Origin of the sequence: Pontibacter lucknowensis (assembly GCF_900156415.1) — a bacterium.
GTDB lineage: Bacteria > Bacteroidota > Bacteroidia > Cytophagales > Hymenobacteraceae > Pontibacter > Pontibacter lucknowensis.
Map to the genome: position 1 here is coordinate 347,860 of NZ_FTNM01000001.1, position 13,895 is coordinate 361,754.

14 protein-coding genes are annotated in these 13,895 nt (G+C 51.1%); 9 read left to right on the forward strand and 5 right to left on the reverse strand.

All coding sequences use genetic code 11. The annotated features are described in order from the left end of the window. Window positions 1-27 precede the first annotated feature (27 nt). Window positions 28-978 (forward strand): TraB/GumN family protein, encoded by a 951-nt coding sequence (locus BW972_RS01525; RefSeq protein WP_076420618.1) that lies wholly within the window; start codon window positions 28-30, stop codon window positions 976-978. Between the two features lie 108 nt (window positions 979-1,086). Here BW972_RS01525 and BW972_RS01530 read toward each other — a convergent pair whose 3' ends face one another. Next, the gene (locus BW972_RS01530) at window positions 1,087-2,085 is read right to left on the reverse strand and encodes a glycosyltransferase family 9 protein (RefSeq protein WP_076420620.1); all 999 of its coding nucleotides are present in this window, start codon (window positions 2,083-2,085) and stop codon (window positions 1,087-1,089) included. A 3-nt stretch (window positions 2,086-2,088) separates the two neighbouring features. Then, window positions 2,089-3,834 (reverse strand): DNA polymerase/3'-5' exonuclease PolX, encoded by a 1,746-nt coding sequence (gene polX / locus BW972_RS01535; RefSeq protein ID WP_007656240.1) that lies wholly within the window; start codon window positions 3,832-3,834, stop codon window positions 2,089-2,091. Window positions 3,835-3,951: 117 nt separating this feature from the next. On the opposite strand from polX, the gene BW972_RS01540 reads away from it, so the two are divergent. From BW972_RS01540 to BW972_RS01570, 7 genes are all read left to right on the forward strand, one after another. Beyond that, window positions 3,952-4,350 (forward strand): hypothetical protein, encoded by a 399-nt coding sequence (locus BW972_RS01540; RefSeq protein ID WP_040574118.1) that lies wholly within the window; start codon window positions 3,952-3,954, stop codon window positions 4,348-4,350. A 20-nt stretch (window positions 4,351-4,370) separates the two neighbouring features. After that, on the forward strand, window positions 4,371-4,595 hold the full coding sequence (locus tag BW972_RS01545) for a hypothetical protein (RefSeq protein ID WP_076420622.1): 225 nt from the start codon (window positions 4,371-4,373) through the stop codon (window positions 4,593-4,595). Window positions 4,596-4,604: 9 nt separating this feature from the next. Beyond that, complete coding sequence (locus BW972_RS01550; protein WP_076420624.1) at window positions 4,605-4,799, forward strand: hypothetical protein; 195 nt, start codon at window positions 4,605-4,607, stop codon at window positions 4,797-4,799. 47 nt (window positions 4,800-4,846) lie between these two features. Beyond that, on the forward strand, window positions 4,847-5,251 hold the full coding sequence (locus tag BW972_RS01555; RefSeq protein WP_076420626.1) for an EVE domain-containing protein: 405 nt from the start codon (window positions 4,847-4,849) through the stop codon (window positions 5,249-5,251). A gap of 105 nt (window positions 5,252-5,356) precedes the next feature. After that, window positions 5,357-6,835, forward strand: a complete 1,479-nt coding sequence (locus BW972_RS01560; RefSeq protein WP_076420628.1) for a hypothetical protein — start codon at window positions 5,357-5,359, stop codon at window positions 6,833-6,835. 77 nt (window positions 6,836-6,912) lie between these two features. After that, the gene (pyrR, locus tag BW972_RS01565) at window positions 6,913-7,461 is read left to right on the forward strand and encodes a bifunctional pyr operon transcriptional regulator/uracil phosphoribosyltransferase PyrR (protein ID WP_007656227.1); all 549 of its coding nucleotides are present in this window, start codon (window positions 6,913-6,915) and stop codon (window positions 7,459-7,461) included. A gap of 7 nt (window positions 7,462-7,468) precedes the next feature. Beyond that, complete coding sequence (locus tag BW972_RS01570) at window positions 7,469-8,392, forward strand: aspartate carbamoyltransferase catalytic subunit (RefSeq protein ID WP_007656225.1); 924 nt, start codon at window positions 7,469-7,471, stop codon at window positions 8,390-8,392. A gap of 203 nt (window positions 8,393-8,595) precedes the next feature. Here BW972_RS01570 and BW972_RS01575 read toward each other — a convergent pair whose 3' ends face one another. The 3 genes from BW972_RS01575 to BW972_RS01585 form a co-directional block, all read right to left on the reverse strand. Next, on the reverse strand, window positions 8,596-10,050 hold the full coding sequence (locus tag BW972_RS01575) for an OmpA family protein (RefSeq protein ID WP_076420630.1): 1,455 nt from the start codon (window positions 10,048-10,050) through the stop codon (window positions 8,596-8,598). 387 nt (window positions 10,051-10,437) lie between these two features. Next, on the reverse strand, window positions 10,438-11,730 hold the full coding sequence (locus BW972_RS01580) for an aminopeptidase P N-terminal domain-containing protein (protein WP_076420632.1): 1,293 nt from the start codon (window positions 11,728-11,730) through the stop codon (window positions 10,438-10,440). A 188-nt stretch (window positions 11,731-11,918) separates the two neighbouring features. Continuing rightward, on the reverse strand, window positions 11,919-12,917 hold the full coding sequence (locus BW972_RS01585; RefSeq protein ID WP_007656217.1) for a glycosyltransferase family 9 protein: 999 nt from the start codon (window positions 12,915-12,917) through the stop codon (window positions 11,919-11,921). Window positions 12,918-13,079: 162 nt separating this feature from the next. On the opposite strand from BW972_RS01585, the gene BW972_RS01590 reads away from it, so the two are divergent. Continuing rightward, window positions 13,080-13,832, forward strand: a complete 753-nt coding sequence (locus tag BW972_RS01590; RefSeq protein WP_007656215.1) for a hypothetical protein — start codon at window positions 13,080-13,082, stop codon at window positions 13,830-13,832. Window positions 13,833-13,895: the final 63 nt, after the last annotated feature.

Sequence of the window (13,895 nt, forward strand, 5' to 3'; positions counted from 1 at the left end):
TATTACTTCTATTTTAAACCATTAAGCATGAATTACAAAAACAAAATTACCAGCCTTTGCATCCTGTTAGTTGCGCTGCTGCTATCCCCTACCCTAAGCGAGGCCCAAAAAGTTAAATCAAAACCGGCCAAAGCAACTACTGCTCAGGCACAGCCTGTTACCTCCGCCAAATCACTGCTCTGGGAGATCAGCGGCAATGGATTGAAGCAGCCATCATACCTGTACGGTACATATCACCTGCTTAACTCAAGTTTCTTGAACACAGTGCCCGAAGTAATGGAGCGCTTTATGGAAAGCCGCGGTGTTGTGGTGGAAACAGAGGTGGATTCCGCTAAAATGATGCAGTTGGGAGCCAAAATGGTGATGCCGGACAACAAGCTCTCTAACCTGCTGAGCAAAGAGGATTACGCATTGGTGGACGAGGAAATAAAGACCCAGTTCGGGTTTGAGCTAAGCATGGCCGACCAAATGAAGCCGATGACACTGCTGCTGATGCTTTCCCTGAAAGACTACCAGCGTATGGAAGTTCTGAAAGAATACACCGGCCAGCCACTCGACATGTACTTTGCCAGCTACAACAGAAGAAGCAAAAAGAAAGTGAGCACGCTCGAAACCATGGAGCAGCAGTTTGACATTCTTTACAATCACCACCCACTGGATAAGCAGGCTGAGCAACTGGTGTCTTATGTGAAGAACAAGGAAACGGCTATGCAAATGTCTGACAAACTCGTGCAGCTATACTTTGACAAAGACCTGGCAGGTATGTGGGCGCTTTCGCATGAATACAACGAACTGACCGGCGGTGGCGACATGACCTACATAGCCGACGACCGCAACAAAGATTGGATGACCAAGCTCCCTGCTATCATGAAAGAGCAGTCTACTTTTATAGCAGTTGGTGCCATGCACCTGCCTGGTGAAAACGGCCTGCTGCAGTTGCTCCAAAGAGCCGGCTACACCGTAAAACCACTGCAGTAAACCAAACCTCCAGGTATAGCTATACCTGAAAACGGCATCGCCCGCACAAGTTTACACCTGTGCGGGCGATGCTGCGTTTGTACCTGTCCGGTTTATATTTTGCCTGGCTTATACCTTAAAAGGCTGTCGCTCGATGGCACTGAAATCGATATCGCGCATGCACTTGAAGTGGCCTTTGGGGCACTTGCTATACCCTATTTTGGAGCAGGGCCGGCAAGGCAGCCCGTTTACTTCCAGCACCTTATACCTAGTCCGGAAAGGATACATGCCAAACTCAGGTATGGTATTGCCCCACACACTGATGATGTCTTTTTGAAAAGCAGCCGCAATGTGCATCAGTCCCGTGTCGTGACTCACCACCTGCCTTGCCTGTCTGACGAGTGAAGCCGAACCAGCCAGGCTATACCTGCCACAGGCGTTGTAGATGGTTGTTGATTGTTGATTGCTTATTGTTGATTGATTAAAATGAGCAGCGATCTCCTCTCCTACGACTGCATCTTCTTTGCCACCTAGCAGGACGATTGGCTGTTTTAGCTCCGCACACAGCTCGATGATGCGCTCCGTGGGAAGTCGCTTGGTATAGTGCTGTGCCCCGATGGCAAAGGCCGTATACCCTAGCCGGAAAGCTTCCGGAAGCGTGTTAATGTCTACTTCGGAATCGGCAGGTATGAAGTAGTCCAGTCCTTTGCCGTCGTCCTGTATACCTAGCGGCGCAGCAGCGGCCAGGTAGCGGTCTACGATGTGCACGTCGGGCAGGCGGTTTACTTTCAGGTTCACTATCAGCCACTTCGCGTAGTTGAGTTTATCGAAGCTTTTGGATGGTTTGCCAAGTCTGGTTTTAATGATGCGCGTGCGCAGGTTGTTGTGCAGGTCCACCACAAAGTCGAAGTTCTCGGCCTGGAGTTGCTGCACCAGTTCGCCCAGGCTGCCGCTCAGCGTATGTACTTTGTCGATATAGGGATTAGGCTCCAGTATACCTCTAAAAGCCTGCTTGGTGCAGTAATGTACCTCTGCCCCCGGCACCTGCTGCTTAATGCAGCGCACCACCGGGGTTGTCAGCACAATGTCGCCGATAGAGGAAAAACGGAGAATGAGTATTTTCGGCATTCGCTACTTTATCTTCTCCTTCCGCGCCTTAAAATAAGCTCCCACTTCCTCCGCTGACTTCGCATTGAAGGTCATTTCTTTCGTCAGTCCGCCTTTGCGACCTACCAGCACACCGTAGCGCATATCGTCATAGCCGCTGGTGTGGTGGGCATCCGGGTTAATGCTCAGCATCACGCCCTTCTCCAGCGCATAAGCTACCCAACGCCAGTCGATGTCAAGGCGCCAGGGGTTGGAGTTAATTTCGATGATCACATTGTTGGCAGCACAGGCATCGATTACCATTTTGTGATTGATCGGGTAACCTTCGCGGCGCAGCAGCAGGCGACCGGTCGGGTGGCCGAGCATGGTAGTATAAGGATTTTCGATGGCGGTGATCAGGCGGGTTGTTGCCTTCTGCTCGTCCATGTTGAGGTTGCTGTGGATGCTGGCCACGATGAAATCAAAAGATTTCAGAATGTCTTCTTCGTAGTCCAGGGAACCGTCGCCCAGTATGTCCGACTCTATACCTTTGAATATCTTGAAAGGAGCCAGTTTTTGGTTTAGTTCGTCTATTTCCTTCTGCTGACGCAGCACATCGCCTTCGCGCAAGCCACCGGCGTAGGCAGCTGTCTTACTATGGTCAGAAATGCCGAGGTACTGGTAGCCCATGTCGCGGCAGTAGGTCGCCATTTGCTCCAGGGTATGGGCACCGTCGGAGTAGGTGCTGTGGTTGTGCAGGATGCCTTTCAGGTCACCCAGTTCCAGCAGCTTCGGCAGCTTGTTTTCCATAGCCAGCTGCAGCTCGTTGGTGCCTTCCCGCAGCTCCGGCACGATGTAGGCCATACCTGCCGAGGAGTAGATATCCTCTTCAGAACTGTGGCTGCTTTCGCGGGCAACAGTCAGCATATTTTTGTTAGCTGCAAATACTTGCGTCAGGTGCTCCTGGGAAGCAGAGCGTATGAAGCGTTCGTTCTGGAAGTTCGCCGGGCTGGCGAAGCGGATTTCGGTGGCCAGCCCACTTACGCTGTGCTTGCCGCGCCATACCATAGGGCCAGAGTTTAGCTCGTCCTGCTGCAGCTCGTCCAGTTTGTTCAGAGCAACTTCTGCTTCTGTCGGCTTATCAGTGCCGATAACGAGCTCTAGCTTTTCTATAATCTCCAGGCAACGGCGTACATCACCGACCAGCGCTACTTCAGCATCCGGCAAGGCTTGCTGCACCTGCTCCAGCAAAGCCTGGGCAGTTGGCTCGGCCTCTGCAAAAAGCAGTTTGCCCCGGTTCTGCTGTGTAAAGAGCAGCGCCTGTTTGATATTTTCCTGGGTCTTGGCGCCAAAGCCTTTGAGCTTGCTTACTTTGTCCTGCTCGCAGGCGTCGAGCAGTTCCTCCACGGTTTCCGCACCCAGCTCTTTCCAAAGGTTTCGGACCTTTTTCGGACCGATGCCCTTGATGCGCAGCATCTCTACCACACCCGGTGGTGTTACAGACAGCAACTGGTCCAGTTCGGTGAAAGAACCGGTTTCTTTTATCTCGATCACGCGGGCGGCAATGCTCTTGCCCACCCCTGTTATACCTTCCAGTTCGGCCTGACTTTTAGTTTCAAGCGGATCTTCTACCAGTTCCAGCGCAGCGGCACCGTTCACGTACGAGCGTACCTTAAACGGATTCTCATCGTGCAGCTCCATGAGCTCGGAAGCCAGCTTAAACAGCTTTATGATTTTCTTATTTTCCAAGGCAGTGTTGTGTATAAGTACAAAGATAGAAAAAGCCGCCATACCTTTGCCACCACTTCCCGGCGGCCTTTTATATAATGGGGCTTCTATATAAAGCAGGAAATCCCTATCTTAGCTATATATTTAGCTTTTTCTAAAAGAAGCATACAAACAAGAAATATGAAATACGCTTCGCTGTTATGCGTTTTGTGCCTCATGCTGCTGGCCAACACCTGCCGTAAAAAGGCAGAGGCCGAACTCCTGGGCCAAACCTGGCTACACTCTTATGAAGAGGATGAGGATGAGGTGCTTGTGTACCGCCCCAACACCTATGATTTTCCGCCCTCAAGAGGTCGTACCGGCTTTGCATTGGAGCCCGAAGGCGTGGCCAAACAGTATGTAATTGCCCCTGCTGATGGACTGGAAGAACATATCGGCATCTGGGAATACAAAGACAAGAATACCATCCTGGTACACATCCAAGGCAATGGCCACCCGGAGCAGCGCTATACCATGGAAGTGGTGTCGCTGAAGGACAGTGTGCTGAAAGTGAGAATAACACCTGATGTGCAGGACTAGCATTCTAAAGACGGAGCATCATGGAAAAGCCCATAGAGAAACTCTCCTTTAAAGCACGCCTGATCACCTATGCGGTGCTGCTACTCGTAGCGGCTGCGATGGCTTACTCGGATAATTTTGCAGGGTACTCAAAAGGTCTGGCAAATTTTTCCAGAGGCTTTGCAGGAGGGCTTTTATTAGCCGTCGTGTTAGGAGAAGCCGCTCTATACCTGCGAAGACGCAGCCATCGTAAAAACCAAGCTTAATTTTCAACAATGAGATATACCTTCGCCAACCTGTCCCGCAAAACAAGACTGATGATCATGCTGTCCCTGCTGATCGCTACATCTTTCATTGTCTACACTGATTACGTGCCGCGTATCTTTGCCAGTTTCACAGGAGGCTTTCTGATCGGACTACTCATTGGCGAAATGGCTATTTACCTGAGGCGAACCGGCCAGCCGGAATAATACGCCGTTTGAATTGAAAATTATTTTCGTTTACCTATACCTTACACATGCAATACTGGTTAGTAAAATCAGAACCTGAGGCCTATTCCTGGGCCAGATTTGTACAAGAAGGCCGTGCCTGCTGGGATGGCGTTCGTAATTACCAGGCCCGCAACAATCTGCAGCAAATGCAGCCCGGCGACCTGGTGCTGTTTTACCATAGTGTGTCTGAAAAAGCCATCGTGGGAATGGCCAAAGTGGACAAACCTGCTTACCCTGACCCTACCGCCGACGATCCGAAGTGGATGGCCGTGGACCTGGTGCCCGTGCGTGACTTCAAGGATCCCGTAACACTGGACCAGATCAAGAATGATTCGCGCCTTGAGAACATTGCCCTGTTGCGCCAGTCGCGCCTGTCGGTGATGCCGCTCAAAGCCGAGGAGTTTGACGTGCTGCTCGCCCTGGGCAACTGATCCGGGCGGCTTGCCGCACGCAGGCACAACGTTACTTTACAAAAAAGAGTACAAAGCATTTAACTGCCTTATACCTTCTGCCAGCCGGCAGCCCGAGATTGTAACATGCTATACCTGCGCCCTTTGCTGTTCTGCTTTGCTGTGCTGGCACCTACCCTGCTATGGGCCCAGGAGCCTAGCCAGCCTGTGCGCCTGGAGCTACCCTACGAGCTCGAAAACAGCCACGTAGAGGTGCTGGCCCTGCCAGACAGCAGCCTGCTTGTCTACAGCCGCAAATCCGACAACTGGGCAAAAGAACCTGATTTCACGCTGGAAAAATACGACGAGCAGCTGGAACGGGTATGGACAAGCAAGCTCGACCTGAAGCCTGAGTTTGAGTTTATACGCCACTATACCGAGGCTCCCTATACCTATCTCGTCTTTCAGGCAGCCAAACCTACACTCTATACCTTTGTGCGGCTCCACCTGGGCAGTGGCGCTCTGACCAAGAGCGAGGTCGTGCTCGAAAAGGCAGAGTATATCTATGAACTCAATGTACTGCGCGGCAATCATTTCCTGATCACCGGCAACAGCTACGACACAAAGCCAAGCCTGCTATTCCTGGACCCTGAGAAACCACAGCCCGTAATGCTGCCCGCACTCTACGGCGACGAGTCCTCTTTCTCAGACCTGCACACCGACCACGTGCACGGGCGTGTAGATGTGGTGCTGGCCGAAACCAACCGACGGATATCGCGCCTGCAGGTGAAAAGCTTTGACTCCGACGGCAAGCTGCAGCAGAACTACTTTATCCTGCAGCCTCAGGACAAGAGTTTGCTCAACGCTGAAATCACTCCCGGCGACACACTCTCCCGTATGCTCATCGGCACGTATGGGGTACGTGATCTTCGCTTTGTACAGGGCTTTTTCACGGCACCTGTCATCTCCAAAATCGTGGAAGGTGAGTTTTACTCGCTGCTGGATCTTCAGAACTTTTTTAAGTACATGAAGCCCCGTCGTGAAGAGCGCACCCGCAAACGTGAGTTTGCCCGCATTGCTGCCGGCAAGGAGCCAACACAGCGCTTCCGAATGCTTCTGCACGATTTGATCCAGACACCTAACGGATACGTACTGGCCGCTGAGGTTTACTTCCCACAGTACCGTAGCAGCAGTGGCTATTTTGATAGTCGGGTGAGGGGACTGGAGCGGGTTGCACAGGCTTACAAGCGCACGCACGCCATTGCCCTGGGCTTTGATCGGGATGGCGTCCTGCTGTGGGACAACACCTTCCCGCTCCGTGATGTACTAACCCCTGATCTGACCCATGCCGTGGAGGTTGCCGGGCTGCCGGATGGACGCGTCGTGATGGCCTACCCTAATCGCGGCAAGGTCATCTACCGCCAGATGGAGCAGAACAAGTTCACGGATAAGGAAACTTCTGTGGAGCTCCTGCCCTACGAAAAAGAAGAAAAAATCCTCACCACAGATATGCCGGGATTGATCCGCTGGTATGGCTCTCATTTTGCCGCCTTCGGTTTCCAGCGCATACGTGTGCCCAATGGCCCCAACCGCACAGTCTTCTACATCAACAAGATCAGTTTCTGACAATTTAGCCATTTAGCTATCTAACAATTTAACAATTCAACCGAACATCCTATATTTGCAACCAAGACCCCCAGGCCATGCAGAAAAGACTCATCGTTAACCACCAGTTGCTCGAGATTATGGTGATGCGCCTTTGCCACCAGCTCATCGAGAACCATGGTGACTTTTCTGATTCCGTGATCATCGGTTTACAGCCCCGCGGACGCCAGGTAGCGCAACGCATTCAAAGTACGCTGAAGGCTATACTTGGTACCACTGTTCCAACCGGCTACCTCGACACTACTTTCCACCGCGACGATTTCAGAAGAAGAGAAACGCCCCTGGCCGCCAACGCCACGCACATTGACTTCCTGATTGAAGGCAAAAAGGTGATCCTGGTAGATGACGTACTCTACACCGGTCGCTCCGTGAGAGCCGCCATGGATGCCATGATTTCATTCGGTCGCCCAGCCAATGTGGAGCTGCTGGTGCTGATCGATCGCCTTTACAGTCGCCACCTGCCCATTGAGCCAACTTATGTGGGCCGGCGCGTCAACTCCCTGCAATCGCAGCGGGTACTGGTAGAGTGGCAAGGGTCCGACACGCAAGAAGACAATATCTGGTTAGTGACCAAAAACGAAGAATAAAGCACCCATGCAAGAGCTCAGCGTCCGGCATCTACTCGGCATCAAAGACATCACAGCAGAAGACATTCAACTCATTTTCGAGACCGCTGACAATTTTAAAGATGTTTTGAACCGGCCTATCAAGAAAGTGCCCTCGCTGCGTGATATTACCATCGCCAACGTATTTTTCGAGAATTCTACCCGCACCCGTCTCTCTTTTGAGCTAGCCGAGAAAAGGCTTTCTGCCGATGTGATCAACTTCTCTTCCAGCAGTAGTTCTGTTAAGAAAGGTGAAACCCTGCTCGACACAGTGAACAACATCCTGGCCATGAAGGTGGACATGATCGTAATGCGTCACTCCAGCCCGGGTGCACCGCACTTCCTGAGCCGCCATATAGACGCAAACATCGTAAACGCTGGCGACGGCACCCACGAGCACCCTACACAGGCCCTACTCGATTCCTTTTCTATCCGTGAAAAGCTGGGTGATGTAGCAGGCAAAAAAGTGGTGATCATTGGAGACATATTGCACTCACGTGTGGCTCTCTCCAACATCTTTGCCCTGCAAAAGCTCGGTGCTGAAGTTATGGTTTGCGGCCCTGTAACACTGCTGCCCAAGTATATCAAAGAGCTTGGCGTAAAAGTGGAGTTTGATGTCCGCAAAGCCCTTGACTGGTGCGATGTAGCTAACGTATTGCGCATTCAGCTGGAGCGCCAGCAAATGAAGTACTTCCCATCCCTGCGCGAGTATACGCTTTACTATGGCATCGACAAGAAGATGCTCGACAGCCTCGACAAGCAGATCGTGCTCATGCATCCCGGCCCGATCAACCGCGGTGTAGAGCTAAGCTCCGATGCCGCCGATTCGCATCACTCCATCATCCTGAACCAGGTAGAAAACGGTGTTGCCATCCGTATGGCGGTACTATACCTACTGGCTTCCAGGAAGTAAGATAGCTCGCTTCATTTATAATCACAGTTCATGAAATAAAGTGGCATTGCTGTTATGAAAACAGTGCGGCTCTGCGTCCACAAAATGCTGTTTACCCTGGGATAAGGCATCAATAAAGAACCAATAAGTAGCCACCAAACACAAAAAGGCCCCGCAGATTGCTCTGCGGGGCCTTTTTCGTTTAACCTTAACGGCTAATTATGTTACTCCAGATTCAGTTGCATATCCGGCGTGTTCATCTCGAAACCGACACGTCGGTTCTGAGCACGGGCTGCTGCAGTTCTGGCTTTAGAAAGTCTTGTATTAACTTTCACGATTGGCTGAGTCTCACCATAACCTCTTGTTACCAAACGGTCTGGGTTCTGTACACCGCGCTGGATCAGGTAGTCCTTCACAGCTTGTGCTCTTTGCTCAGACAGTGCCTGGTTGTACTCTTCTGAACCAATGTGGTCAGCGTGACCTTTGATCAACAGTACGTGGTCAGGGTATTTCTCAAGTGCTACTACGATGCTGTCAAGCAGCTGACGGTAGCCGTCCTGTACGCGAGCCTGGTCAAACTCGAAGCGAACTTTCTCTTCGATCAGTTTCTTAGTACGCTCGTCCAGCTCAGGGCAACCTTTCGTTTCGGCAGTACCTGGAGAGTTAGGGCAAAGGTCTTCGTTATCCGGAACACCGTCACCGTCAGAGTCAACCGGGCAACCATCGGCACCTACCTGAACACCACGTGGAGTGTCTGGGCACTTGTCATCTTTATCCGGAACACCGTCACCGTCGCTGTCTGGGCAACCTTGTGTGGCAGCAGTACCTGGCTCATCTGGGCACTGGTCATCTTTGTCAGCTACACCATCACCGTCACGGTCAGGGCAACCACCCAGGTTAGCTACACCAGCTTCAGTAGGGCACTCATCCTGGTAATCCGGAACACCGTCGCCGTCCGTGTCGATAGGGCAACCATCTTTGTCAACTTGTACGCCAGTCGGAGTATCCGGGCACTTGTCTCTTCTGTCAGGCACACCGTCACCGTCAGTATCCTTAGCTTTGCCCAGGTTGATGCCAAGGCCGATGTTGTGCTGCAGGAATCGGTCGTTGATGTTCGACTCGATATTGTCGTAGCGGTCGTTGCTAGTGAAGTGAGCTCTTGTTTCCAGGAACAGGCTGATGTTTTCAGAGAATCTGAAACGAAGACCGGCGCCACCAAAGGCAGCTCCTGCAATGAAGTTGTCTTCATAGGCACCAGTTGGCGAAGTACCTTCTGGTCTTACGAAGTGAGCACCACCACCAACTGACAGGTATGGACCGATAAAGGCATCCTCTTTCAGGATGTTGCCATACATTTTCAGTCTAAGGCCGAGCATCGCCATACCGATTTTGGTATCCATGGTGGATCCGAATCTGCTGAATTCGGTATTACCGTAGCTCAGGTGCAAACCGGCATCAAAAGAAGGGCTCAGGTATTGGTTCAGCGATACGCCGCCTCCCCAGCCCATTTTGTCTTTCCACCAGTTGTTTCCTAAATCACCTTTATATTGGAGCGCACTTCCATAAATCTGGAGGTTTGTCCGTTGGTCAGCATTTTGCGCAAGTACCTCTGTATTGGCAGACAGCAGGAATACAAGTGCAAAAGCAGTTGTTAATAGTTTCGTTAGAGTTTTTCGCATAATTTTAAAAAGTATATTTTGATATGACAATACGTACATATTTTCAGGTAAGTTTTTTTATATTTCTATAAAAAAACAGACGGAACGTATATTTCGATACGTCAGGCGGGTAGTCGTTGCATTGATGTAGTTTATATCCATAAGCAAAAGCATTTTGTTAAAGTATAAAAAAATGGCCTTAGCAGCTTAAATTCTAAATCTACTCCGGTGCACTGTTTGCACTGCTTTTTCTGTCAGTTACAATTGCGCACCTCTATATTTTCAACCCTCTTTACGAGCTGTAGGTTGTATGCTCAACATTAATTAATGCAAAGCATCTGTTTTTTAACGTAAATACAATAAAAAAGGCTGCGAGTAGTTATATGTAAACCCTTACTACGTACGCTATTAGCGTTTTTGCATCAGCCTTTCAATGTCATCAGCCTCCAGCGGAATGTTTTTCATAAGGTCCACTGGCCCGCTACGGGTGATCAGGATATCATTCTCCAACCTTACCCCTATTCCTTCTTCTCTTATGTAGATCCCTGGTTCGCAGGTGAACACCATTCCTTCCTCGAAAGGCCGGTATTTGCTTCCCACATCATGCACGTCAAGTCCTAAATAATGGGAAGTGCCGTGCATGAAATATTTCTTGTATAGCGGATTAGACGGATCCTGGTTACGCACATCGCTCTCGTTAAGCAAACCAAGCCCGATCAGTTCATTCTCCATGACGGTACCCACAAAGGCATGGTACTGATCAAGTGAGTTGCCGGGCACCAGCATCTGTATAGCGGCTTTCATCACACGCAGCACGGCATCGTATACTTCACGTTGGCGCTTGCTGAACTTGCCATTCACAGGCACAGTGCGTGTCATGTCAGCAGCGTAGTTCGCGTACTCCGCACCAAAGTCCATCAGCAGAAGGTCGCCGTCTTTGCACTCGCGGCTGTTGTCGGTGTAATGCAGGATGCAGGCATTCTCGCCCGATGCGATGATCGGGCTGTAAGCCGGACCGCGTGAACGGTTGCGCAGGAATTCATGGTATATCTCCGCCTCCACTTCAAACTCCATCACCCCGGGCTTGATAAACTGCAGCAGTCTACGGAAGCCTAGTTCTGTGATATCGCATGATTTGCGGAGAAGGGCTACTTCTGTTTCAGATTTGATCGCACGCAGTTGGTGCATGATAGGCGCGCTGCGTTCGTAGCGGTGCAACGGGTATACCTGCTGGCACCACTTAACAAAGCGGGCGTCGCGCGTCTCCACCTCCACCACGGCACGCAGGTGCTCGTTGGTGTTCAGGTATACGTGCTCGGCTTCGGCCATCAGGCTGTTGAATACCTGTTTAAAATCCTTCAGCCACAGAACAGTGGCTATACCTGAGGTGTCGCGGGCCTGCTCTTTTGTAAGCTTATATCCCTCCCAAACCATGATGTGCTCGTTCGACTCGCGTACAAACAGCACTTCTTTCATGCGCTCGTCACGGGAGTCCGGAAAAAGCAAAAGGATGCTTTCCTCCTGGTCTACTCCCGAAAGATAGAAGAGGTCGCTGTTTTGGCGGAACGCCATGGTGCCATCCGCATTGGTCGGCATCACATCATTAGCATGAAAAACAGCAAGAGAAGAAGGCTTGAGCTGCCGCACAAAATTGCGTCTGTTATGGCAGAACAGCTCCTTGTCGATGGGCTGGTATTTCATAGTTTTGTAGGTATAGTAGCTTGGCACTGTGGTTCGTCAGGTTTATAGGCCCGACTGAACTTGCACTGCAAATGTAGCACTTTTATCGCAAGTCCAAACACCTTTATAGAAAAAACCTAATATAACAGGTGCTGTAGGTTCAGGCCCAATGCTTCGCCTATCGCATTGTAATCACTGTTCCAACACCCTTAAGCCGTGCATGATGCGAGCACTTCCAGCAACTGCCCGGTGCGGATATCTTTTGCACATTTAAAATGTCCTTCCGGACAGGATTTATACCCATGCAAACCACAGGGGCGACAGTAAAGTGGCTCCTCCCTCTCCACCACAGCTGAGAAGCTTGCCAGTGGCCCGAAGCCGAAGCTTGGCACCGTAGAGCAGAAGATGGCACAGGTAGGCGCATCCAGCGCAGAAGCCAGGTGCATCGGCCCGGAGTCGTTTACGTAGTTGAGCACAGCGTCGCGCATAAGGGCCGCTGACTGCAGCAGATTGAGCTGCCCACAGAGGTTTTCTACCTGCTGGTTTTTGGTCTTGCTTATGATCTCGTCGCAATGTGCTTTATCGGCTGGCGCCCCGAGCAGGTATACCTTATACCTGTCGCCTAGCTGATCGAGTAGCTCCACCCACTGCTCTGGCGGGTACTGCTTTGTAAACCACACCGAGGTTGGTGCCATGCAGATAAAGGGCTCTTGCTTCAATGGCTGCACCCTGGCAAAATCTTCAGGAGAAGGATATAGCCTGGGCTTGGCCGGCTGTTCGTCGGTAAGGCTGGCGATGAGCAGGTGGTTTCGCTCCACCTCGTGCGTACCGGAGTTCACGTCATGGGTATAGCGACGCGTAAAAAAGCGTGAGAAAGGATTTTTGTCGAAGCCAACAGTTTCCCGCGCACCGGAGAGGGCGGTGAGTATACCTGTGGCACCGAAGCGCTGCAGGTTTACCACCAGGTCGTAACGCTCCTGCCGGACCTGCTTCAGCAATTGGAGCAGGCTCTTATACTTGCCTTCCTGCTTGTTCCAGACCAGTACCTGCCGCAGCAGTGGATGCCCTTTCAGCAGCGATTCGTTGCCTTTGCGAAGCAGAAAATCGAGCTGCGCATCCGGGTAGTGGGCATGCATTTTTTCTACCAGGCCGGTTGCCAGCACCACATCGCCCAGAAAGGCAGTCTGTATGATCAGAATTTTTTTCATCAGGTATAAGCTGCTGCAAAGCTACGGCAATGCGGCTAGACTTGAAAGTCAGAATGCTGCAGGTATAGACGGGCACTTCCTTTCACGGAAAAGAACAAAAATATTTTTCTTCTTAGCCGCAGGAGCGTTAGTTTAGCAGTTCTTTTAGCCACGCTTACCCGTATGAAAGCACTGTTACATTCTGCTAAACTTCTCGCATTCACCCTCCTTTTCCTGACCACAGGCTGTGTGTCAACTTACATGCCCAATGTTCCTAATGTGCCCATGTTTACCGAGAAGGGTGAACTGAGTGCTGCTGGCCACATTACACCGAAGGGCAATATTACTTTCAACACGGCTTACGCTGTTACCGACAACATCGGGGTGATGCTGAACGGCTCTATGCTGAACCAGGAACGTAAGAAGCGGGACTTCCGTCACAACCTGGTCGAGGCAGGTGCCGGCTATTTTACTACTTTCGGGCCGAATCAGAATCGTGTACTGGAGGTATACGGCGGCTTTGGCGGTGGCAGCAGCGACCGCACCGAAAAGGAGGAAAAAGAAGGCGTGATGACCTATACCCGTCGCGAAGCCGGCTTCAGCAAATATTTCACGCAGGTTAACTTCACTTCCAAGAAGAAAAAATCACTAAGGATTCTGGGCAACGAATACCCTCTCAACTACGGCACTGCCCTGCGCGTGAGCTATGTCAACATGAACAAACACCTGCTCAACGGGGTGGAGCAGCCTAACGAGGACAACATTTTCCTGGAGCCCATTTTCTATACCCGCATGGTGCTCAGCCCTTCAGTACAATTGCAGTATACAAGTGGCAGCAACTTCGGATTGCGCAACCGCAAGGCGCTTACGGCAGGCTATTCCGTGTTTTCACTGGGCTTTGTGATCAACGTCGGTGGGCGCAACCTCGACCGCTAACATTCAAGAAGCAGGCGGCCTATTTTGGTAATTTTGCGTATCTTTGCAGGCTAATTGCGAACT